The organism is Flavobacterium cyclinae (assembly GCF_021172145.1).
GTDB classification, from domain to species: Bacteria; Bacteroidota; Bacteroidia; order Flavobacteriales; family Flavobacteriaceae; genus Flavobacterium; species Flavobacterium cyclinae.
Genome location: NZ_CP089095.1, coordinates 646,516 through 668,383 on the forward strand (window position 1 = coordinate 646,516; position 21,868 = coordinate 668,383).

At 31.7% G+C, this 21,868-nt stretch carries 23 protein-coding genes and 1 pseudogene; 12 read left to right on the top strand and 12 right to left on the bottom strand.

Annotation, left to right across the window (positions count from 1 at the left end; all coding sequences use genetic code 11):
• Nucleotides 1–9: 9 nt before the first annotated feature.
• The 11 genes from LOS86_RS03040 to LOS86_RS03090 form a co-directional block, all read right to left on the bottom strand.
• Nucleotides 10–912, bottom strand: a complete 903-nt coding sequence (locus LOS86_RS03040) for a hypothetical protein (RefSeq protein ID WP_231843182.1) — start codon at nt 910–912, stop codon at nt 10–12.
• A 104-nt stretch (nt 913–1,016) separates the two neighbouring features.
• Nucleotides 1,017–1,745 (bottom strand): LOG family protein, encoded by a 729-nt coding sequence (locus tag LOS86_RS03045; RefSeq protein WP_171221819.1) that lies wholly within the window; start codon nt 1,743–1,745, stop codon nt 1,017–1,019.
• A gap of 28 nt (nt 1,746–1,773) precedes the next feature.
• A complete protein-coding gene (locus tag LOS86_RS03050; RefSeq protein ID WP_231843183.1) occupies nt 1,774–2,895 on the bottom strand; it encodes an ABC transporter permease in 1,122 nt (373 codons plus the stop codon).
• A gap of 54 nt (nt 2,896–2,949) precedes the next feature.
• Nucleotides 2,950–4,056 (bottom strand): ABC transporter permease, encoded by a 1,107-nt coding sequence (locus LOS86_RS03055; protein WP_231843184.1) that lies wholly within the window; start codon nt 4,054–4,056, stop codon nt 2,950–2,952.
• Nucleotides 4,057–4,101: 45 nt separating this feature from the next.
• Nucleotides 4,102–4,836, bottom strand: a complete 735-nt coding sequence (locus LOS86_RS03060) for an ABC transporter ATP-binding protein (protein WP_112112173.1) — start codon at nt 4,834–4,836, stop codon at nt 4,102–4,104.
• 8 nt (nt 4,837–4,844) lie between these two features.
• Complete coding sequence (locus tag LOS86_RS03065; RefSeq protein WP_231843185.1) at nt 4,845–5,741, bottom strand: ABC transporter ATP-binding protein; 897 nt, start codon at nt 5,739–5,741, stop codon at nt 4,845–4,847.
• Nucleotides 5,741–6,028: a cupin domain-containing protein gene (locus LOS86_RS03070; RefSeq protein ID WP_169522442.1), complete on the bottom strand. Its 288-nt coding sequence runs from the start codon at nt 6,026–6,028 to the stop codon at nt 5,741–5,743. The genes LOS86_RS03065 and LOS86_RS03070 overlap by 1 nt, the downstream gene beginning before the upstream one ends.
• On the bottom strand, nt 6,025–6,465 hold the full coding sequence (locus tag LOS86_RS03075; RefSeq protein WP_231843186.1) for a hypothetical protein: 441 nt from the start codon (nt 6,463–6,465) through the stop codon (nt 6,025–6,027). Before LOS86_RS03075 ends, LOS86_RS03070 begins: the two co-directional genes overlap by 4 nt.
• Nucleotides 6,466–6,482: 17 nt before the next feature.
• Nucleotides 6,483–7,364, bottom strand: a complete 882-nt coding sequence (locus LOS86_RS03080; protein WP_231843187.1) for an HlyD family secretion protein — start codon at nt 7,362–7,364, stop codon at nt 6,483–6,485.
• Between the two features lie 25 nt (nt 7,365–7,389).
• Complete coding sequence (locus LOS86_RS03085; protein ID WP_231843188.1) at nt 7,390–8,640, bottom strand: TolC family protein; 1,251 nt, start codon at nt 8,638–8,640, stop codon at nt 7,390–7,392.
• A 3-nt stretch (nt 8,641–8,643) separates the two neighbouring features.
• A complete protein-coding gene (locus tag LOS86_RS03090; protein WP_231843189.1) occupies nt 8,644–9,255 on the bottom strand; it encodes a TetR/AcrR family transcriptional regulator in 612 nt (203 codons plus the stop codon).
• 205 nt (nt 9,256–9,460) lie between these two features.
• Here LOS86_RS03090 and nirK point away from each other — a divergent pair, with 205 nt between their 5' ends.
• From nirK to LOS86_RS03115, 5 genes and pseudogenes are all read left to right on the top strand, one after another.
• On the top strand, nt 9,461–10,930 hold the full coding sequence (gene nirK, locus LOS86_RS03095; protein ID WP_231843190.1) for a copper-containing nitrite reductase: 1,470 nt from the start codon (nt 9,461–9,463) through the stop codon (nt 10,928–10,930).
• A 161-nt stretch (nt 10,931–11,091) separates the two neighbouring features.
• Nucleotides 11,092–11,382 (top strand): annotated as a pseudogene (locus LOS86_RS03100) (c-type cytochrome); the annotation flags it as partial.
• Nucleotides 11,383–11,407: 25 nt separating this feature from the next.
• Nucleotides 11,408–12,193: a formylglycine-generating enzyme family protein gene (locus LOS86_RS03105; protein ID WP_374107579.1), complete on the top strand. Its 786-nt coding sequence runs from the start codon at nt 11,408–11,410 to the stop codon at nt 12,191–12,193.
• A 118-nt stretch (nt 12,194–12,311) separates the two neighbouring features.
• On the top strand, nt 12,312–12,905 hold the full coding sequence (locus LOS86_RS03110; protein WP_231843191.1) for an SCO family protein: 594 nt from the start codon (nt 12,312–12,314) through the stop codon (nt 12,903–12,905).
• A 26-nt stretch (nt 12,906–12,931) separates the two neighbouring features.
• Nucleotides 12,932–14,209, top strand: a complete 1,278-nt coding sequence (locus LOS86_RS03115; RefSeq protein ID WP_231843192.1) for an alginate export family protein — start codon at nt 12,932–12,934, stop codon at nt 14,207–14,209.
• 120 nt (nt 14,210–14,329) lie between these two features.
• Here LOS86_RS03115 and ric read toward each other — a convergent pair whose 3' ends face one another.
• The gene (gene ric / locus LOS86_RS03120; RefSeq protein WP_231843193.1) at nt 14,330–15,052 is read right to left on the bottom strand and encodes an iron-sulfur cluster repair di-iron protein; all 723 of its coding nucleotides are present in this window, start codon (nt 15,050–15,052) and stop codon (nt 14,330–14,332) included.
• 153 nt (nt 15,053–15,205) lie between these two features.
• Here ric and LOS86_RS03125 point away from each other — a divergent pair, with 153 nt between their 5' ends.
• From LOS86_RS03125 to LOS86_RS03155, 7 genes are all read left to right on the top strand, one after another.
• Nucleotides 15,206–15,637: a c-type cytochrome gene (locus LOS86_RS03125; protein WP_231843194.1), complete on the top strand. Its 432-nt coding sequence runs from the start codon at nt 15,206–15,208 to the stop codon at nt 15,635–15,637.
• 16 nt (nt 15,638–15,653) lie between these two features.
• Complete coding sequence (locus LOS86_RS03130; RefSeq protein ID WP_231834510.1) at nt 15,654–16,988, top strand: cbb3-type cytochrome c oxidase subunit I; 1,335 nt, start codon at nt 15,654–15,656, stop codon at nt 16,986–16,988.
• A 103-nt stretch (nt 16,989–17,091) separates the two neighbouring features.
• Nucleotides 17,092–17,877, top strand: a complete 786-nt coding sequence (locus LOS86_RS03135; protein ID WP_231834509.1) for a CbbQ/NirQ/NorQ/GpvN family protein — start codon at nt 17,092–17,094, stop codon at nt 17,875–17,877.
• 10 nt (nt 17,878–17,887) lie between these two features.
• On the top strand, nt 17,888–19,654 hold the full coding sequence (locus tag LOS86_RS03140) for a nitric oxide reductase activation protein NorD (protein ID WP_231843195.1): 1,767 nt from the start codon (nt 17,888–17,890) through the stop codon (nt 19,652–19,654).
• 1 nt (nt 19,655) lies between these two features.
• On the top strand, nt 19,656–20,627 hold the full coding sequence (locus LOS86_RS03145) for a DUF438 domain-containing protein (protein ID WP_231843196.1): 972 nt from the start codon (nt 19,656–19,658) through the stop codon (nt 20,625–20,627).
• A 12-nt stretch (nt 20,628–20,639) separates the two neighbouring features.
• Nucleotides 20,640–21,302: a carbonic anhydrase gene (locus tag LOS86_RS03150; protein ID WP_231843197.1), complete on the top strand. Its 663-nt coding sequence runs from the start codon at nt 20,640–20,642 to the stop codon at nt 21,300–21,302.
• Nucleotides 21,299–21,868 carry a cytochrome c oxidase subunit 3 gene (locus tag LOS86_RS03155; protein WP_231843198.1) on the top strand — a complete coding sequence of 190 codons (570 nt, stop codon included), beginning with the start codon at nt 21,299–21,301 and terminating at the stop codon, nt 21,866–21,868. Before LOS86_RS03150 ends, LOS86_RS03155 begins: the two co-directional genes overlap by 4 nt.

The following is a 21,868-nucleotide window of genomic DNA, read 5'->3' on the forward strand; positions in this document are numbered from 1 at the left end:
ATTAAAATATTAAAAACGTAAAGTTTCTGTCATTATACCAAATCTAATTGAACTGATTTGATGTTGAAAATAAATATTATAATAATCCATACCATGATAGAATTGAACAAAAAAGCCAATATCTTCTAAGAATTTTGGGTGATAATAGAGAATTAGACTGGCATTTAATCTTTTGGCGTCAAAATAGTTCCAATTATTAAAATTATCTAACATTATTGTCGTTTCAGCTTTAATTGAGAAGTTTGCTATTTGTTTTTCGTTTGGAAGTGGATTTGTTTTCATAGGAAGTTTATAAGCTAAAAAGGTATTGTGCCATCGCAATCCGCTATATTGACCATTAAGTTCCTCTAACATCCAACTCTTTGGGTGGATTTCAAATGAGCTTTTTATAAATTTGAAAGCTTTCAAGTTTTGACTATATGATGATTTTAAAAATCCAAGTTCTATATAATTAGTTGCAAAGTTTCCTGATTGTAAATTGATATCTCCATTTTCGGTATAGAAATTTCCGTTTTGACCATTCGAATGATGTGCAATTTTACCAAAAAGTGTTAATTTATTGGCTGATTCTTTATGTCCTGTTAGAAAATAAAATGCTATTTGAGGAATATAACTGGGTGTTTTTACTGGATATGAATATTCATCAAACATTCTTATAATGATTTGAGAGGTAAGTACTGCCATTAATCTTGAATCTTTACGTTCTCGAATTTTAAAATTAGGACTAACATTTGCTTCAAATAGTAAGGGTTCTAAATTACCAATATCAAAAGGAAATGTAACATAACTTTCTCCTTGGTTAACTTGTGCTATTTTATCTAAAGATAGAATTGCTGTTGTATCTACTTTAGTTTGAGCTGAAGTTATGGTCGTTATTACAATAATAAAAACTAATACTATATTCTTTTTCATATTTTATTGCTAATTCGTCTATATTTTCAGATATTTTACAAGAAAGAAAATAATATTTTTCTACATTTTAGTATTAATTAAAAAAGACATAGACAAGAATTGTTTTAATTTTCTAAAAACCACCATTTTGGTTTATATTGTTTATTTACTAACCCAAATTTTTTGATTGCATGCGTTTCAAGATGTGTAATTAAATCAGGAATAGAATCAGTTACAAAAAGGAGCTTCATATCTTCTGGACTGATGCTTTCATTTTCAAGCATAATTTTAATATGATGACAAAGTTCTTTATGATAATCTGAATCAAAAATAATTATCGGAAAGTTTTTAATTACTTTAGTTTGTATCAATGTAAGTGCTTCAAATAATTCATCTAAAGTACCAACTCCACCTGGCATTACTACAAAGGCATACGAATATTTTATCAGAACAACTTTACGAACAAAAAAATAAGGAATATCTATCCATTTATGTAAATATGGATTTGGTTTTTGCTCTCTTGGCAATACAATATTACAACCAACAGAATAACCATCATTTTCAAATGCTCCTTTATTTGCGGCTTCCATTATTCCTGGTCCGCCACCTGTCATTATTGTAAAACCTAATTTAGAAATTTCTGCACCAATTTTTTCTGCGTTTTTATAATGTTCTGATTCTGGTGTAAATCGAGCCGAACCAAAAATAGTTACGCATGGACCAAGGAAATGTAATTTTCTAAATGCTCTTATAAAATTAATTTGAACCCTAAATGTGAATATTAGCTCTTTAAATCTCGATAGCGGACCTCGAAAGAATAAAGATTCATTCGTAACTAATTTATTACCATTCATTTTTAATACTTTTTAAAAACTTAAACTTCTAATTTGATTTTTTATAACTCCAAACCGCCATGCCGTTTACAAATACTGCAAATCCGGTAACAATTAATAGATTTGGTAATACTTCATAAAATCCAGATCCTTTTAGTAGAACCATTCTTATGAACTCTACAAAATATCGAATAGGGTTTAACAATGTTAAGCTTTGTGCCCATTTTGGCATACTTTCGATAGGTGTAAATAAACCACTCATTAATATGAAAATTACTATAAAGAACCAAGCAATAAACATAGCTTGTTGTTGGGTTTCGGTATGATTAGATATGTATAGTCCGAATCCTAAAATTAATAGCAAATACACTGATGTGAAACCATAAACAAGGAAAATATTGCCTAGCATGGGAACATTAAAAACAACTTTAGCTATAAGCAAACCAACAGTCAGAATCACTAAGCCAAGTACCCAAAATGGAAATAATTTTCCAACTATAAACTGATATTTTTTTATTGGTGTTACATTAATTTGCTCCAATGTACCTAACTCTTTTTCTCTAACTATATTCATTGATGATAGAAATAAAGTAAGCATAGTAACCAATAAAACCAAGATACCTGGAACCATAAAGGTTTTGTAGTTTAAGGTTTTGTTGTACCAAAAAGACGGTATAACTATAATATTTTGAGGTATTTCTTTGTTTCCTGAAAAATAGCTCGACTGCATTTGAATATTTTGACTGTATGTATTTATAATTTGTGTTACATATACATTTTCAACACCTGCTGTTGCAGCATCTATAGCATTAATACTTACTGAAATACTTGTTTTTTGGTCTTTTTGAAGGTCACGATTGAAGTGAATTGGAATATTTACAATAATGTCGGTTTTTCCTTTTTGCATTTCTTGGATAGCTTCTTTTTCAGAAAAATAAGGTTCTGTAACTTTAAAATAGGTTGAGGATTTAAAAGCATTTATTAAATCTCTTGATTCCCGACTTTGGTCATTGTCAACAAAGGTTATTGCAATATTTTTAACATCGAATGTAGCTGCATTTGACAAAATTAATAATTGCAAAATGGGTAATATAAATATAAGTTGAAGCATGCTTTTATCTCTAAAAATTTGCTTGAATTCTTTTTGTATGATGAATAATATTGTTTTCATAATTTATTTTTATATCCCAATGATTGTTTTTAAACCTTTACAGTAATACTATTCTTACTCTAGTCTAATTTTATATTTTTTGATGCTCAATGTTATAAAAAACACAGTCATCCCTATTAATATAAGGGTTTCTTTCCATATATATTGAATTCCGACTCCCTTGAGCATAATGGCTTTTACAATAATAATGAACCATTTTGCAGGTATGATGTTACTGATTACTTGCATGGGTAAAGGCATACTATTTATAGGAAATATAAATCCTGATAGAATAATTACTGGTAGCATCAAACCCATTAATGATAACATCATTGCGGTTTGTTGAGAATTAGAAACGGTAGAAATTAATATCCCCAATGAAAGAGCAGAAATGATAAATAATATACTTTCAAAAGCTAACAAAAAGATGCTTCCATTTATAGGCATTTTGAACACAAAATAGCCTAATGTTAATATTACTATTGCATTGATAATGGAAAGAAAAATATAAGGAAATACTTTTCCAATAATTACTTGAAATGGTTTTAATGGAGAAACTAAAAGAATTTCCATAGTGCCTAATTCTTTTTCTCGTGTGATAGAAATAGAGGTCATCATAGCTGAAACAAGCATTAGAATAACGGTCATTACACCCGGAACAAAATTAAAAACACTTTTGAGTTCAGGATTATAAAACATTCTCGATTGTACTTCAACCTTTACCTGATTACTATTGGATTGTTTTTTTTGCGATTGATAATTTTGTATAATTGCTGAGGTATAATTTGCTATTGTGTTGGCAACATTAGGTTCGGTCGCATCGGTAATTGCTTGAACTACTGCTACTTTTTTGGTTTCTAGATTTTTACTAAAATTTGGTTCGAAAATAAGAACTGCCTTGATTTTTCCTTTTTTAAATTCTGATTCTATGTCGCTTTCTTTTTCAATTTGGTTTTCAACATTAAAATAGGGTGATGCTTTTATTTTATAGATAATTTTTTGTGTTTCTATATCATTTGATTTGTCTAAAATGGCAATGTCAACATTGTTAATTTCATTTGTTATGGCAAAACCAAACAATAAAATTTGGGCAATCGGCATACCAAACAGAATAAACAAAGAACGTTTATCTCTGAAAATATGGTAGAATTCTTTTTTTACAAATCCGATAAATCTTTTCATTTGTTTTTTGTTTCTAGTTTAAGTTTCAAGTGTTGTAGTGATTTATTATTCTATATTCCTTGCTAATTTTAAAAAAACATCATTCATAGAATCTACTTTGAATTGTTGTTTTAAATTTTTTGGGGTGTCTAAAGCTTCAATAGAGCCGTCAACCATAATAGAAACACGGTCACAATATTCTGCTTCATCCATGTAATGTGTGGTTACAAAAATGGTAGTACCTTTATAAGCTTGTGTATAAATCATTTCCCAAAATTGTCTTCGGGTTATTGGGTCAACGCCTCCTGTTGGCTCATCGAGAAAAACAATTTTTGGCTCGTGCAGTAATGCAACTGAAAACGACAATTTTTGTTTCCAACCCAATGGTAACGAACCTACTAAATTATTTGCTACTTCTTGAAGTTCTAATTCTTCTATTAATTGTGCGATTTTTTGTTTGATTTGTATTCTTGATAATCCATAAATTCCACCAAAAAAAGTAATGTTTTCTTTAATAGTTAAATCATCATACATTGAGAACTTTTGGCTCATATAACCAATACTTTTTTTTACCATATCGGCTTGTGAGTGAACATCAAAACCTGCAACATTGGCTTCACCTGAAGTAGGATTTGAAATTCCAATCAACATTTTCATAGCTGTTGTTTTTCCTGCTCCATTGGCGCCTAGAAACCCAAAAATTTCTCCTTTATAAACATCAAATGAAATGCCTTTTACTGCAGTAAAATGACCAAACTCTTTCGTTAAATTTTTTACAGATATTATTTTTTCTCTTTCCATTTTTTTGTTTATAAGTCCATGAAAACATCTTCAATGGTTATTGTAGCAGGTTTAATAATTATATCCGTATGATTTTTATTTTTCAAATAGGTTTGTAAATCGTTTGGATTGAAAGTTGCATTTTTATCTATGTAATGTACAAACTCACCAAAAGCATAAACACTGTATTGATTAGGATAATTTTTTAAATCGTGAATCAATCCGTGTGTGTTTTTTGCTTGTACATCATAAATTACTTTTTCGTAGTTGTTAATGATATTTTCAGGTGTATCTATTTTTAAAATTTTGCCTTTTTGAATTAATGCAATTCTATCGCAAAGAGAAGCTTCATCCATATAGGGTGTTGAAACTAATATTGTAATGCCTTTTTGTTGCAATCTTTTTAGCATTATCCAAAATTCTTTTCGAGAAACGGGATCAACTCCTGTAGTTGGTTCGTCAAGAAATAATACTTTTGGAGCATGAATTAACGCACAACATAATGCTAATTTTTGTTTCATTCCGCCCGATAGAGCACCTGCTCTTCTGTTTTTGAATGGTTCAATTTGAATGTATATGTCTTTAATTAAATCATAATTTTCCTCAATTGTGGTTCCGAAAATAGTGGCAAAAAAATGTAAGTTTTCTTCAACAGTTAAATCTTGATATAGCGAGAATTTTCCTGGCATATAGCCAACAGAGTTTCTGATTTCTTTGAGTTGTTTGACTACATCATATCCAGCGACTTCTGCACTTCCTTCATTAGCAACTAAAAGCGTAGTTAGTATTCTGAAAATAGTTGTTTTCCCTGCACCATCAGGTCCAATTAAACCAAATAATTCTCCCTCATTTACATTAAAAGTAATGTTTTCGACTGCTTTTAACTTTTTGTAAGATTTTGATATGTTGTTTACTGCAATACTCATTATTTCATCAATAAGAAATTACTTTCATCGATTGCTTTTACAGCGTGTTTTACATTTTCTTCAATCATTACATAAGTGCCTGAATTGAGATTAACGACTGTTCCTTTATCATCAGTAAAAACAGCATTTCCTGAAATGCAAACTAACAATGCAGGTATTTTTGAAACGTGCTCTTTAAGTGTTTCACCTTTTGCTATTTGCAATGAAATTACTTTAGCGTCTTTTGGTTCAAATAATAATTGTGTTTGAACGGGTTTATTTTCGGTATGTAAGTTTTTTAAAATCATTGGAAATATTGATTAAATGTTTTAAACGAATTTTGAATTTCTGTAAACTGATTTGCTGATTTTTCTTTAGAAAACGAATCGACTAACTCTATATATGGAACTAACCATTTGTGAAGTTCGTCATGAGCTTGTCCTTTCATGGTACAATTTGATGTTAGTATATCAATATTTGTCTTTAATTTATTAGCTAATAATGAATAATTTGTGCTTTTTTCTTGGTCAAAATGGACTACATCTTTTTCCATATTACGAATGTGTATCATCATATTATCATCTACCTTCCATTTTTCACCATTGTTTAATTGAATTGTTTCGCTTTCAGAATGTTGGTGTTCTTCAGTTTTAATTTCAGTAGTTTTTTCTTCTTTTGATTTCGTGTTACAAGAGAAAATGAGTAATACAACTGTAGCTAAAAAGGCAATTTTTATTTTTAACATTTCTTGTAATTTTTTAATTAATATTTAATCCACATTTCTGCTGGCATTCCGATTTTTAGTCTGCCATCATTTTTTACTTTTACCTTTACGGCATAAACGAGATTTACTCGTTCTTCTTTTGTTTGAATAATTTTAGGAGTAAACTCTGCCGAAGATGCAATCCATGAAATATTTCCTTGATATGATTTCATATCTTTTTCAGCATCAATTTTTACCGATACATTTTGTCCAACTTTTATTTTTGACAACTGTGTTTCGCTTACATAGATTCGCAAAGTCATTTCAGAAATATCAGCTATCTTGTATAGTGGTTTTCCAAATGCTGTTATTTCGCCTGGTTCAGCATACTTAGTTAAAACAGTTCCATTAATAGGATTAATAATTTTACTTTTTGCTATTTGGTCATTGATTTTAGCAATTTGTACATCTATGGATTTTAAGTCATTTAAAATAGGTGCGTTTTGAGTTCCGACACTTTTTATTTGCTCTTCGATAACTTTTACCTTTCCTTCAATTTCATCTACTTGTCGTTTAGTTGCAGCATTTTCAGAATACATATTACGGATTCGGTTTTTCTCTAATTTAGCTGTTTTTAAGTGTTCATTTAAGACGCTTTTTTGCGATATTACATTTGCGGATTTTGACGATATGGTGCTTTTAGAGGCAATTAATTGTTGTTTCGCAAAATGTAATTGTAATGTATCAACTAATCCTACTTGTAATTGAGATTTTAATTCATCTCCTTCTTCGACTTTTAAAAACTCTATTTTACCGTTAGCTTCTGAAGAAATAGTTATTTCAGTTGCTTCAAAATTCCCATAACCGTCAGCTTTGTCGTTATTTTTGTTACAAGAAATTAGCCCTATCGTTGCTAAAATTATTATGCTTATTTTTTTCATTTTTTTAAATTTTTCGGGTACTATTTTATTTTCCTTTAATTATTTCGTAATTTGATTTAGCAGCTGCTAATTGAACTTCATGCGTTTTCAAAATATTTTTTGCTTCAAATAAATTGGTTAATTCTATAAGATATTCAGACGATGTTATCACACCATTTTTTAATTGAGCATCTGAGGATTTAATAACTTTTTCACGTATTTGAATTATTTCGGTATCAGAAAGCAGCAGTTGTTCTAATTTTTTAATTTCAAAATCTTGCTCTTCTAATTGTATTTTGTTATTTAATTCAAATGTTTCTTTCTCAGATGTTACTATTTCTTTAGATATATCCAATGCTTTTTTATCTATTTTGGTTTTGCCCCAATCAAAAATATTCCAATTCGCTTTTAGGCCAACAACATAAAATGGTTGAAAAGAATTGTCTAACATGTTTAATCCAGGATTACCATAACCCGCTTGACCAAAAGCATTTATTTTTGGAAGATTTGATTTAGATAGTACACTTTTCGAGAACTCTAATTGCTGATTTTGTAAATCATAAAAAGCAATTTCAGGTCTTGTTATATTAGTGCTATTTGGATATGATACTGGTTGTATTAAAGTTGTTTCGGCATCAATATCTGAAAAAGTTAATTCTGATAGGTTATTTAATAATTTGATGTTTTCAAATTTAATTTCGGTTAATTGCTGGTTTATTTTAATAATTTCTGCTTCTAAAACCTGTTCTGATGATGGAAGAATTGCTCCAAATTTGACTCCCGATTTCACTTCCTTAACTTTGGAAATTAATAACTCTTTTTTTGAAGATAGTAGTGCTTTTTTTTCTTGAAGTAACAAAATAGAAAAGAAATATTGACTGATTCGAGTTTTTATTTGGTATAAACTAACTTCTATTAGTTGTTGTTGTGTTTTGGTTTGTGCCTCTTTTAATTTTGCATTTGCATCAATTATTCCACCATTGTACACTAATTGATTTACATCTAAAGTTGCTCTATATTGATCTTTATTTAAAGATTGAACCCCTGGAAGTGAAGTAGGTAATCCAATCACATCAGATTGATAAGTTGCTTGTGCGTTTACATCGATTTTTGGTAATTTTCCTTTGCTTAATGCGTCAATTTCATAACTTGATTTCTGTTCTAATAAACCTGTTTGTTTTGATAAAGGATAATTTTTTGTAGCTAATGAGTAACAATCTTCCAAGGTTAAAGTCTGTTGTGCATTTGCATATATTGATATAAACAATACTATCAGTATGATTAACTTAATTTTCATAATTTATATTTTTATTGAATTAATGATAAACTCAGCCACTTCCGTTTTTCTATTTTCTAGTATTTTATTGTAGCTTTCTTTATCCACATTAACAAGCGCCATCAATAGCGGTTCTCCGATAAAAGGAAAAATATTTAAAGAGATAATATTGATAAATAACTGTTCGGCTTCGATTGGTTTAATAATTCCTTGATTTATAGCATCACTTACTTGAAGTTTAAATTTTTCAATGGAAGGAAAATTTTTTTCAGAGCGAAGCTTTTGAACAAATTCTGGGTTTTTATTTAATTCTTGTATTACAAAATTTGGTAAATAGGGATGTTTGATTACAAACGAAACATAATTTTCAGTGAACTTTCGTATTTTTTCAAATAAGTCACTATCATCATTTAACACTTTATTTAATTGTGGTGCTAAAAGCGAAAAAGCACTTTTGAAAACAGCTTCAAATAATAATTGTTTGCTTCTATAATAATAATGCAATAATGCTTTATTAATTTTTGCTTTATCTGCTATTTCTTGCATTCTTGCACCTGCCATTCCTTTTTGCTGAAAGATTTCTTTTGCAGCTATTAATATTTCAGTTTCAGTATTTTCAGTTTTAATTTTATCCATATTGTTTAATTATATAGTTTAACCATTTGGTTAACAAATGTAATTATTTTTTTTTAGAATAATCTTTTTTAATATTTTTTTAACTTTTTTATTAAACATGATTTTTATCATATTAAAGGATGTTTTTGTCCTTTAATTTTGACCTATAAAATGATAGTAACGAAACTATTATTGAAACCAATATTTAAAACTAATTTTTTCTACCATGAGTAATTTTATTAAAAAAGTTCTTGTATTGTGTGTAGCTTGTGCAGCAAGTATTGCATGTAAACAGAACGGTGACTCAACAACCAACTATGCCGATATTTCTGTTGGTGATGAAATGATTGCAGAATTAACAGCGCCTCCATTTGTTCCCAAACCTGTTGGAGATCGTCCTGCTAAAAAATTAATTGTAAACATGGAAATTAAAGAAATCGAAGGTGAAATGGCCGACGGTGTTAAGTATGTTTACTGGACTTTTGGAGGTAGTGTTCCAGGAAGTTTTATTAGAACTAGAGTAGGTGATGAAGTAGAATTTACTTTAAAAAATCACCCAGACAACAAATTGCCTCACAACATCGATTTACACGCAGTTACAGGGCCAGGTGGTGGAGCAGCTTCTTCATTAGTAGCACCTGGGCATGAAAAAACATTCAATTTTAAATGTATTAATCCAGGATTATACGTATACCACTGTGCTACAGCACCTGTAGGGATGCACATTGCAAACGGAATGTACGGTTTAATTTTGGTGGAACCAGAAGGTGGTTTACCTCCAGTTGATAAAGAATACTACGTAATGCAAGGGGATTTCTATACGAAAGGAAAGTACGGAGAACCTGGAATGCAACCTTTCGATATGACAAAAGCTGTTGATGAGCACGCGGATTATGTTGTATTTAATGGTAAAGTTGGGGCTTTAACAGGTGAAAAAGCTTTAACGGCTAAAGTAGGAGAAACAGTTAGAATTTATATGGGTAACGGTGGACCAAATTTAGTTTCTTCCTTCCACGTTATTGGAGAAATTTTCGACAAGGTACACATTGAAGGTGGAGACATGATCAACAAAAACGTACAAACAACTTTAATTCCTGCTGGAGGTTCTGCAATTGTAGAGTTTAAAGTTGACGTTCCAGGAACATTTATTTTAGTAGACCACTCTATCTTCAGAGCATTTAATAAAGGTGCATTAGGGATGTTAAAAGTAGAAGGTGCTGAGAATGCTAAAATTTATTCTGGTACTACACAAGAAGGAATTTATCACCCAGAAGGAGGAACTATTCAAAACATGCCGAAAACAGGTAATGGAAAAGAAATTGTAGTTAACAAAACCTTAGACCAACAGATTATAGATGGTAAAAATGTTTATGGAAGAACTTGTTTTGCTTGTCACCAATCAGAAGGTCAAGGAATACCTGGAGCTTTCCCTCCATTAGCTAAATCTGATTTCTTAAATGCTGATCCAAATAGAGCTATCAATGCGGTTCTTCACGGATTAAGTGGTGAAATCACTGTAAATGGTAAAAAATACAATTCGGTAATGACCAGTCAAAACCTTACAGATCAAGAAATTTCAGATGTTTTAACTTATGTATACAACAGTTGGGGAAACAACAAAACCAAAGTAACTCCAGAAATGGTTAAAACACAAAGAGCAAAACCAGCTCCAAAAGCAAAAGATATGCACGAATAATAATCAAATAAATAGAGTAAATATAAAATGAAAAAAATAGTATTGAGTGCCATCGCACTTATCGTACCGGAACTTTAATCAGTTTTAAATTACCAACAACCAAAACATCTGAAGTAGTTGCATTTCAAGATGGAAATAAAGGAAAAGCAATTTATAACAAAACTTGTGTGGCTTGTCATCAGGCAAATGGGCAAGGAATTCCAAATGCATTTCCTCCTTTAGCCAAATCCGATTACTTAAATAAAGATGTAAATAGAGCTATTAAAGTGGTATTAAACGGATTAAACGGACCTATTACTGTTAATGGAAAAAAATACAATAGTGCTATGACAAGTCAGGGATTAAGCGACCAACAAGTGGCGGATGTACTGACTTATGTTTACAGCAGTTGGGGAAATAACAATACAAAAGTTACTCCAGCTATGGTAAAAGCACAAAGAGGTAAAAAATAATAATAAACCCTAAAAAAACTGAAGAATGGAAGCTCAATTTATGAAACGATTTCACTACTGCCTAATTTTATTATCTTGGGTTTCCATTTCTTTTTCTCAGGTACCCAAAGATATGGTAACCATTGGAGCAGGGAGTTACGTTCCGTTATATGGAACTACTGATAAGAAACCAGTGTTCATCAAATCCTTTTTGTTAGATGTATATCCGGTTACGAATAAGGAATATTTAGAATTTTTGAAAAAAAATCCGAATTACAGAAAATCAAAAATCAAACGCCTTTTTGCTAATACAACTTATTTATCAGAGTGGAGTGGTGATTTAAGTTTCGGACAATTAAATGCAAATGCACCTGTAACTAATATTTCTTGGTTTGCTGCGAAAGAATATTGCGAATGTCAAGGTAAAAGATTAGCCACTTTAGATGAATGGGAATATGTAGCTATGGCTGATGAGAAACGAAAAGACGCTCGTTCAAGAGAAGAATTCAACAAATACATCTTGAGTTGGTACGAAAAAAACAAAACCTATAACAATTCCGTAGGGAAAACATTCAAAAATTATTGGGGCGTTTACGATATGCACGGATTAGTTTGGGAATGGACTTTCGATTTCAACAGCATTTTTTTATCAGGAGAATCTAGAAAAGATAAAGACACCGATAAAGATTTGTTCTGCGGAAGCGGTTCTGTCAACGCCACCGATTTAATGAATTACGCCGCTTTTATGCGCTATGCTTTCAGAGGCAGTATAAAAGCAAACTACACTACAAAAAATTTAGGTTTCCGATGTGCCAAAAACATCGCTAATTGAGTTTTCAATTAAAAAATTGAGTCATGAAATCGCCACAAATTCTTCTTTTGCGTAAGCAAAAATCATTATGAAAAAAGGCGATAACATATGTTACCAATAATAAATATAATTTCAACATATGAAAAAGATAATTTTATTCGTAATTGCTTCCCTTTTATTAATCGGATGCAATTTAAAAGAAGATAAACAAGATATAAAAGATAAACCCATAACCGATTTATCAATTTATAATTTACCTGAAAAATGGACCAATCAAGACGGAAAAGATATTGAACTAAAAGAATTGAGAGGAAAAGTTCTTGTTATGGTGATGATTTACACTTCTTGCAAAGCCGCTTGTCCAAGATTAGTTGCCGATATGCGAAATATTGAAGAACGAATTCCCGAAGAATACAAAGACAAAGTACAATTGGTTTTAGTAAGTATTGATCCAACTGTGGATACTCCAAAACGATTAAAAGATTTCTCTATCGAAAATAAAATGACTGGAGATCAATGGGTTTTCTTGCGTTCAAATGAAGAAAACACCAGAGAATTCGCAGCAGTTCTAGCCGTAAATTATAAAAAAATATCTCCGATAGATTTCTCTCATTCCAATATCATCAGTGTATTTAATGCAGAAGGGGAATTGGCATTCCAACAAGAAGGCTTAGGAGTTAGTTACGACAAAACGGTTTCAAAAATCAAAGAAGAAGCGGCTAAAATAGAGTAGTGGCTTCCCCAAAAAATCAATAAAACATGAAACTTCAAAATAAAATGCTAGTTGCAGTTGCTTTTGCAATTTCAACTGTAGGTTCTTTTGCTCAAGAGTTAGAAGTCAACCTACAAATACGACCTCGATTTGAATACCGAAACGGGTTCAAAGAACTAATGAAAGATGATTTTTATCCCACTTCGTTTGTTTCCCAACGTTCAAGAATGAACTTTTTCTACAAACAAGAAAAAATGAAAGCCAATGTTTCGTTTCAAAACGTTAGAGTTTGGGGCGATGTGGCCACAACTTCTCCTTCTGATAAAAACGGAGTAGCGTTATTCGAATCTTGGATTTCGTATGATTTCAATACGAATTGGACCGCTAAATTTGGTCGACAAGTGCTTTCTTATGACAATCAAAGAATTCTAGGTGGAATCGATTGGCTCCAACAAGGACAAAGTCACGATGCTGTTTTGGTTACAAACAAGAAAAATGGCTACCAATTGGATTTCGGAGCAGCGTTAAATAATAATAACGAAGCTCTTTATGAATCTGCTTATGTGACGAACTATAAAAACATGCAGTTCATTTGGTTCAACCAAAAATTTTCAAAGCTTAGTTTGAGCTTTTTAGCATTGAATAATGGTTATCAATATGAAAATTTGGTAGAAAATAAATTCCAAGTTGCCTATTTGCAAACCATCGGAACTTATGGAAAATGGGATGCTTCTAAATTCTATGGCGATTTCGGTTTGTATGTACAAATGGGTGAAGCTGCTGTTACAAATGATAAAGTTGATGTTGGTGCGTATTATGCTGGATTTAATTTAGGATATAAATTCTCTTCTCCATTTAAAGCCGAATTAGGTTTCGAATATTTATCTGGAAAAGATCAAAATGATACCGATACTAAAGTAAAATCATTCACACCTTTATTTGGAACCAATCACGGATTCAATGGTTTAATGGATTATTTCTATGTAGGAAATCATAAAAATTCGGTTGGATTACAAGATTTTTACACGAAATTCATTTACGACAAAAACAAATGGCAAGTAACGTTTGCGCCACACCTTTTTTACAGTGCTGCATCGGTTTACAACATGACTACTTTAGAGGAACAAGATAGTTATTTAGGTACAGAAATCGATTTAACAGCAACTTATAAATTAGATAAAAACTTTGTAATATCGGGTGGTATTTCCAAAATGTTTGCCAGCGATACAATGGAAATATTAAAAGGTGGAAATAACAACAATTGTAACAATTGGGCATGGGTAATGGTTTCATTTAATCCGCAATTGTTTACTTACAAAAAATAGATTAATTATAAATGGGTTATTTTTAATTAAAAAAGGACTGCTAATTATTTTAGCAGTCCTTTTACTTTAAAAAGAGTCGCTCTGTTTAGCAAAACGACTCCGTTTAAAGAACCTAATTAACTAATAAAACTTATCTTGTAAAACAATGGCACTTGGAAACAAAATATTATTTTCTAAATGAATGTGCGCATGTAAATCCGCTTCAAATTCTTGTAACATTTGATAGGTTACTTTGTAAGTGTTGCAAGCATCTGCTGGTGGCGTGTAGTTGTTTGATAATTCTACAATTTTTTCAAATCGTTCACCTTCATTTTCATGTTCTTCCATCATCATCGCAATTGGATTAGCAACAGAACCAAATCCAGGATTGTTGATAGGTGTGTTATTTCGATTAGCCTCTACCATTTTTTTGATAAACGGAAACAGAATTAACTCTTCTTTTTTCATGTGTTGGGTTAATTCGTCGGCGCTTCTTTTGAATAATTTTTTAATTTCAAAAAGTTCTGGATGTTGAGCGCCATGTACTTGTTCCAACTTAATTAAAAACGATACCAATTGCGGAATTTTTTCTTCCACATAACGATGGTGTTTTTTCTCAATATAATCAATCAATAAATCCAATTCCCAAGATTTAAAATCGATTCCTTGATTGTTGTTGTTTGCCGTAACACGTTCTAATTCGTCTAAAAGCGCATATTTATCAATGCCTTTTTTTGCACATACTTCATCGATTGTTCGGTTTCCTTTACAACAAAAATCGATACCTAGTTGACTGAAAACACCTGCAGTTCTATAATCATCTGCTACTATGTTTCCCACTGTTTTGTTTGAATCTATTACCATAATACTGTATTGTTTAAATAAAAGACAAATTTATCCTTAATTTAATTTTCATAGTATGATTTGAATCATAACGAATGTTTTTTTTTGGCAGTTATTTTGTACTTAATTAAAGGATAAAAATATCCTTTATAATTTCTAACTAATATCTAAAATATGTTATCAAAATCACAAGCACGAGCATTTTTTTTAGGTGGAACTGTAGTAACCTTTTTAGTCTTTATCGGCTTAACTATTTACTCGTTCATGCCTAAAAATGATCAAACTTATCATGATAAGATTGATGCAAAAGTTATTCGAGGAAAGGAACTTTGGGAATCGAATAATTGTATGGGTTGTCATACCATACTTGGGGAAGGAGGCTACTATGCTCCAGAACTTACTAAAGTAATCGAAAGAAGAGGAGAAGGTTATGTAAAAGCTGTTTTACAATCGCCAGTTCCTTGGGGACCAAAAGGCAGAAAAATGGTAAAATACGAAATGAACGATGCCGATGCCGAAGCCATGATTGCTTACTTCAAGTGGATTGGAAACATTGATTTGAATGGGTTTGAGCGCGTGGTTTCCCCTTTAGCTAAAGAAGAATAATCCAAAATTTAGTATCATGAAATATAAATCACAAAAAGTAGCGTATTGGTTCTTTGGATTATGCATGTTATTATTTGCATTACAAATTATCTATGGTTTTATTATGGGCTTTGCCCGAATTGGAATGGATGGTCTTCACGATTTTATTCCGTTCAACACAGCAAGAGCTGTTCACACAAATTTATTAGTAGTTTGGTTGTTAACAGGTTTTATGGGAGCCGCTTATTACATTATCCCTGAAGAAGCTCAAAGGGAGTTGATAAGTGTAAAATGGGCTTACGTTCAGTTAATATCATTAGCCGTTGTAGGTGTAATGGCTATTGTAGGTTATCATTTTAATATTTGGGAAGGACGTAAATTCCTTGAAATTCCGAGAGAATTAGACTTTTTAGTTGTCGTAAATGTGTTGTTATTTCTAGGATTAATTTTAGGAACACTCTTTAAAGCAGAAAGGAGAACAACAACTTCGCTTGTATTATCAATGGGATTACTTTTTGCAGCCTTATTATACTTACCAGGTATGATTTGGTTCGATAGTCAAGTAACCGATTCATTCTTCCGTTGGTGGGTAGTTCACTTATGGGTTGAAGGAGTATGGGAACTAATCATGGGAGGTATTTTATCATATTTACTAATAAAACTTACAGGAGTAGATCGCGAAGTAATCGAAAAATGGTTATATGTAATTGTTGGTTTGACATTTTTATCAGGTTTATTAGGTACAGGTCACCACTATTATTATATCGGAGTAAATAAAATTTGGTTAATTGTAGGTGGAATTTTCTCTGCATTAGAACCGTTAGCTTTCTTGGCAATGGCATTATTTGCAGTATATATGTATAGAAAAGGTGAAAAATCGCATCCAAATAAAATTGCATTGTTCTGGACAATCGGAGCATCTATCGTTTCATTCATCGGTGCTGGATTGTTAGGATTTGCACATACTTTACCTCAAACAAATATTTATACACACGGAACATTAGTAACAGCAATGCACGGACATTATGCTTTCTGGGGGGCTTACGCAATGATTGTTTTAGCAATTATAAGTTATGCATTGCCTAATATAACCGGAAGAAAATTATACGACAGTACAAGAGGTCATATGGCGTTTTGGTTGTCAAATATTGGAATGCTTGGAATGACCGTAGCTTTTGGTGTTGCTGGTGTAGCTCAAGTGTACATGGAACGTAAAATGAAAATGGATTTTATGGACGTACAAAACGAAATTAGTATTCACTTTGTAGTATTATTACTTTGTGCTACATTATTTACAACAGGAATTACTTTATATATTTTAGAGTTTATTAAGTATGGTAAGCCTACTGATGAAGCTCTAATAAAAGAATAGGTTTGTTTTTAATCTTTGATTAGTGTTTAATTACTAACCCTGCCGAAACCAATTGTTCAGAGTTGTCATTTTCGCTTTTGGTTTCGGTTTTTTCAAAAAAGTTATGATAACAACAGAAAAAAAAATATTTTACAAGGCAGTTGGTCAAGAAATAGAAGTGTTTAATCAAATTAATCAACTGCAATTACCTCTTTTGTTAAAAGGGCCAACAGGTTCTGGTAAGTCTCGTTTTATCGAATATATGGCTAATGAGTTAAACAAAAAATTAGTTACGGTAAGTTGTCACGAAGAAACTTCTGCAACCGATTTAATAGGACGTTTCATTATTAAAGGTGCCGAAACTATTTGGATTGATGGTCCATTGTCTATAGCTGTAAAAAATGGTTATATTTTATATTTAGATGAGGTTGCCGAAGCACGTCCGGATGTCATAGTAGCCATTCACTCTTTAACCGATCATAGAAGGGAACTTTTTATTGATAAATTAGGTGAAACCATTAAGGCGCATTCTGATTTTCTACTAGTAGCCTCTTTCAATCCAGGTTATCAAAAAGGATTCAAAGAGTTAAAACCTTCCACGCGTCAACGTTTTGTTGCTCTTTCATTCGATTATCCAAATCCAAAAATTGAAGCAGAAATTTTAGTAAACGAAACGGGAATTCAACACGATATTGCTCAAAAGTTAGTCGCAATCGGAACTAAAATCAGAAATCTTACCGAATTAGGTTTAACCGAAACCGTTTCTACTCGATTATTAGTTGATGCCGCTAAGCTAATCAATAATGGTTTACCAAAAAGATTAGCAGTACATGTTGCGGTTGTTGAGCCTTTAACAGATGAACAAGAAACTATACAAGCATTAAACGATTTGTGTGATTTAATGATTTAAAGAAGCAAAAATGGGGTTTGAATTAGATGAAATAATTTATAAAAAAGTACTCAAATACTTTAAAAATAAACGACTGAATGATGCAGAAATTCTATGCTGTCAAATTAACTTGTCCGATATTAAACCAAGATTAACTCTTTTTGCAAGAGCTATTTGCGGTGCTCCAATCGAAATTTTTCCTGCTGAAAGAGAAGGTGGTTACAAAAACAAAAACTTTTTCTTACCCATTAATTGTTCGCTGTTTCCAACTAAGGAAGAAAATTTAAAATTCTATTTTTTTAGAACCGTTTATTTAAGCATTCAAAAACAACTGAATTTGAATTGGGACAATCAAGACAATTCACAACTGCTTTCTTTAGAAAAAGCAGCAGAAACGGCTCCTTTGGTTCTGGAAAAAATGTTTCAAGATTATCCATCAATGCAAGAGTTTTATTTTGATGCGGTGCCAAAATTACCCATTAATAAAAAATATCAAACCAATGATTATTCTTGGTTGTATGGTAAATGGATGAAAAACACACCAGAAGTTGAAAACGAAAATGCCTTACATAATTTTGATGACAATACTAAGAAAATTCAAAATAACGTCGTAGCCAAAACCACACTTCATGCCAAAGCAGTTGAAGAAATCGAATCGCTTACGATTGACAAAAAACAACAAGAAGATTACGTATTAATGCACAGTTTCGAGAAAATTGAAACCGCAGAAGAATTTAACGGAAATTGGCGCGATTTTGATGGTGCCGATGATTTAGAACAACATCAAGAAGCCTTGGAAGAAATGAACATGCGATTCACCGTTCGTGTGGATGATATGGTGCATTCTGTGTATCAAGCAGATTTTGTTGAAAATACATCTATTGCCGAAAGTGCTGAGGTCGATGAAAAAGGCTTTCATTTAAAATACGACGAATGGGATTTCAAAAAACGAAATTACTTAACTAATTTCTGTAAAGTATATCCGAAAACCCAACTCAAAACCCACGCAACTTATTATAAAAATACGATGGCGAAGTACAAAACCACTTTAAATGGTTTACGAAAAATGCTTACCAGCGTGAATAATAAAATGCAACAACAACGAAGACAATTACAAGGTGACGCTTTCGATTTAGACGCGTTAACCGATTTATATACCAACATTCATTCTGGAAAATCGCCAGACGAACGCATTTATTTATCGCAAAGAAAGAAAAACAAAGACATTGCGATTTTAGTTTTGTTAGATATTAGTCTTTCAAGTGATGGTTATGCCGCAGGAAATCGTGTGATTGATGTAGAAAAAGAAGTTTCCATTTTATTTGGCGAAATTCTGCATGAGTTCGACATCGATTTTGCGATTGATGGATTTTATTCCAAAACCAGAAATTTCACGACTTATTTGACTTTGAAAGATTTCAATGAAAGTTGGAACAAAGCCAAACATAAAATTGGAGCTGTTGAACCTAATGGCTACACCCGAATTGGTCCAGCTTTACGTCACGCTGGAGCAAGAATGGATCAATTGGATGCCAAAAACAAATGGATTATCGTGCTTTCCGATGGAAAACCAAACGATTACGATAAATACGAAGGACAACACGGAATTCAAGACATCAAACAAGCGTTGCGAGAATTGAATGAACGAAAAATCAATTCGTATGCTTTAGCCATCGAAGCGCAAGCCAAATATTATTTACCGCAAATGTTCGGTCAAAATCATTATCAAATATTAACGTCTCCTGAAGCTTTACTAAAATCATTGGTAAAACTTTATGAGAAAATTAAACATCAATAAAATGTCAACATCAGAAACACATGCAAACGTGATTGAAGGACATCCCATCCATACTTATTTCGTAGAAACCGATTTGATTCATCAATTATTGGAAGAATTAAATACTATCAATCCAAAAGAAGAATTTCAGAAATTTTACAATGTTTTCAATCATCTTGCAACCGTTGAACGACGTTTTGAACGAAAAGAAAATCAATTATTTCCGTTTTTAGAACAAAAAGGTTGGACAGGACCATCTCGCAATATGTGGTCGTTTCATGATACGATTAGAGAAATGTTTCGCATTGTTAGAAAAAATTTGGAAGATCAAGATTTCACTTCTGCCAAGCACAATACCAATTTAATCTCTCAAAATTTATATCGATTATTAGAAGTAGAAGAAAACATGTTGTTTCCAAATGCTTTAGAAATGCTATCCGATGAAGATTGGATTAAAATGCGAAAAGGAGAAGATGAAATTGGTTGGATGTTATCAGAAGCGCCACCAAAATTTCCAAAAGAATCCGAATACATTCATCCTTCTCAAGATACAGAACACAGAACCGATGTGGTTTTCAACGAAAATGCAGCACATTATGATGAAGGTTACATGACGGTTGAACAAGTAAACTTACTGTTTAAAACCTTACCAATCGATTTAACTTATGTAGATGAAAACGATAAAGTTATTTTCTACAACCGTGGTGAAGAACGTGTGTTTCCTAGAAGTGCTGGAATCATTGGTAGAGAAGTTCGTTTTTGTCATCCGCCCAAAAGTGTGGATACCGTTTTGCAAATTTTAGAAGCATTTAGAAAAGGCGAACAAAACGAAGCTTCTTTCTGGATTAACTATAAAGAACGCCTGATTTACATTCGCTATTTCGCTGTTAGAGATGCTCAAAAACGTTATAAAGGTGTAATCGAAATGTCGCAAGATATTACTGATATCAAACAAATTAACGGTGAAAAACGATTATTAGAATGGAGTAATTGATTCAAAAAAGTTATGAAAATCATAGGAACTATTTTATTCAGCATTTTTATTCTTTTTATTTTTTCTTGTGAAACTGTAGAGCATCATCATATGCCAAAAACAGCAGATGAGGCATTAAAAGAATTAATGGAAGGAAATGAACGGTACGTAAATAATATACTCATACATCATGATTTTATTGATGAAGCACATCATTCAGAAAAAGACCAACATCCGCACACTTTTGTGTTGTCTTGTATTGATTCTCGTGTACCACCTGAAATTGTTTTTGACCAAGGAATTGGAAATTTATTTGTAGCACGTGTAGCGGGAAACATAGAAGATCCAAACATTTTAGGAAGTATGGAATATGCCGTTCAAGTAAAAGGAACCAAATTGTTGGTGGTGTTAGGACATTCCAATTGTGGTGCAGTTCAAGGCGCAATTGATAATGTGAATTTAGGACATTTAACACAATTAACCAATCAAATCAAAGTGGCATTTAGTAATCATAGAACCTATCCGTTACCCGAACATTTATCAAATGAAACAGGTCGATTGAACGTGCTTTCCACCATAGATCACATTCTCTCATCGAGCAAAATTATTAGAGATTTGGTCCATCAAAAGAAAATAAAAATAGTAGGAGCATTTTACGATTTACACACAGGTAAAGTTGAATTATTACAATCATGAACAATACAAAATCAATATACTATCCGCCAGGAGGCATTTTAATTTGGATCATTATTTATTTGGAACTCATCACTTTCGGAATGGCGATTTTAGCATTAGCCTATTACGGTTCGGAAGAGCGTGAATTGTTTCACAGCAGTAGCTTAAAATTGAATAAAACAATAGGAACTATAAACACAATTTTGTTGTTAACTAGTGGTTTTTTTGTAGCCAAAGGGATTCATTTTTTTAAAGCTGCTAACATCAAAAAGACATTGTTTTATTTCAATTGGGCAATTGTAGGAGGTCTTGGATTTTTAGTTTTAAAATCATTTGAATATTACGAAAAATTAGAAGCCGGATTGCACATGGATTACAATTCGTTTTTTAGATTTTATTGGTTATTAACGGGTTTTCATTTTATACATGTTTTGGTGGGATTGGTAATTTTATTAGTCATTACATTTTCCATCAGAAAAAAACAAACCGAAGCATCCTTTGAAGATATCGAAGCAAGCGCCAGTTTTTGGCACATGTGCGATTTAATTTGGTTGCTTTTATTCCCAGTACTTTATTTACTTTTTTAA

Excerpts from the sequence above, each read along its gene's own strand:
- LOS86_RS03040 (WP_231843182.1), bottom strand. The coding sequence starts at position 912 with ATGAAAAAGAATATAGTATTAGTTTTTATTATTGTAATAACGACCATA.
- LOS86_RS03045 (WP_171221819.1), bottom strand. The coding sequence starts at position 1,745 with ATGAATGGTAATAAATTAGTTACGAATGAATCTTTATTCTTTCGAGGT.
- LOS86_RS03050 (WP_231843183.1), bottom strand. The coding sequence starts at position 2,895 with ATGAAAACAATATTATTCATCATACAAAAAGAATTCAAGCAAATTTTT.
- LOS86_RS03055 (WP_231843184.1), bottom strand. The coding sequence starts at position 4,056 with ATGAAAAGATTTATCGGATTTGTAAAAAAAGAATTCTACCATATTTTC.
- LOS86_RS03060 (WP_112112173.1), bottom strand. The coding sequence starts at position 4,836 with ATGGAAAGAGAAAAAATAATATCTGTAAAAAATTTAACGAAAGAGTTT.
- LOS86_RS03065 (WP_231843185.1), bottom strand. The coding sequence starts at position 5,741 with ATGAGTATTGCAGTAAACAACATATCAAAATCTTACAAAAAGTTAAAA.
- LOS86_RS03070 (WP_169522442.1), bottom strand. The coding sequence starts at position 6,028 with ATGATTTTAAAAAACTTACATACCGAAAATAAACCCGTTCAAACACAA.
- LOS86_RS03075 (WP_231843186.1), bottom strand. The coding sequence starts at position 6,465 with ATGTTAAAAATAAAAATTGCCTTTTTAGCTACAGTTGTATTACTCATT.
- LOS86_RS03080 (WP_231843187.1), bottom strand. The coding sequence starts at position 7,364 with ATGAAAAAAATAAGCATAATAATTTTAGCAACGATAGGGCTAATTTCT.
- LOS86_RS03085 (WP_231843188.1), bottom strand. The coding sequence starts at position 8,640 with ATGAAAATTAAGTTAATCATACTGATAGTATTGTTTATATCAATATAT.
- LOS86_RS03090 (WP_231843189.1), bottom strand. The coding sequence starts at position 9,255 with ATGGATAAAATTAAAACTGAAAATACTGAAACTGAAATATTAATAGCT.
- nirK (WP_231843190.1), top strand. The coding sequence starts at position 9,461 with ATGAGTAATTTTATTAAAAAAGTTCTTGTATTGTGTGTAGCTTGTGCA.
- LOS86_RS03105 (WP_374107579.1), top strand. The coding sequence starts at position 11,408 with ATGGAAGCTCAATTTATGAAACGATTTCACTACTGCCTAATTTTATTA.
- LOS86_RS03110 (WP_231843191.1), top strand. The coding sequence starts at position 12,312 with ATGAAAAAGATAATTTTATTCGTAATTGCTTCCCTTTTATTAATCGGA.
- LOS86_RS03115 (WP_231843192.1), top strand. The coding sequence starts at position 12,932 with ATGAAACTTCAAAATAAAATGCTAGTTGCAGTTGCTTTTGCAATTTCA.
- ric (WP_231843193.1), bottom strand. The coding sequence starts at position 15,052 with ATGGTAATAGATTCAAACAAAACAGTGGGAAACATAGTAGCAGATGAT.
- LOS86_RS03125 (WP_231843194.1), top strand. The coding sequence starts at position 15,206 with ATGTTATCAAAATCACAAGCACGAGCATTTTTTTTAGGTGGAACTGTA.
- LOS86_RS03130 (WP_231834510.1), top strand. The coding sequence starts at position 15,654 with ATGAAATATAAATCACAAAAAGTAGCGTATTGGTTCTTTGGATTATGC.
- LOS86_RS03135 (WP_231834509.1), top strand. The coding sequence starts at position 17,092 with ATGATAACAACAGAAAAAAAAATATTTTACAAGGCAGTTGGTCAAGAA.
- LOS86_RS03140 (WP_231843195.1), top strand. The coding sequence starts at position 17,888 with ATGGGGTTTGAATTAGATGAAATAATTTATAAAAAAGTACTCAAATAC.
- LOS86_RS03145 (WP_231843196.1), top strand. The coding sequence starts at position 19,656 with ATGTCAACATCAGAAACACATGCAAACGTGATTGAAGGACATCCCATC.
- LOS86_RS03150 (WP_231843197.1), top strand. The coding sequence starts at position 20,640 with ATGAAAATCATAGGAACTATTTTATTCAGCATTTTTATTCTTTTTATT.
- LOS86_RS03155 (WP_231843198.1), top strand. The coding sequence starts at position 21,299 with ATGAACAATACAAAATCAATATACTATCCGCCAGGAGGCATTTTAATT.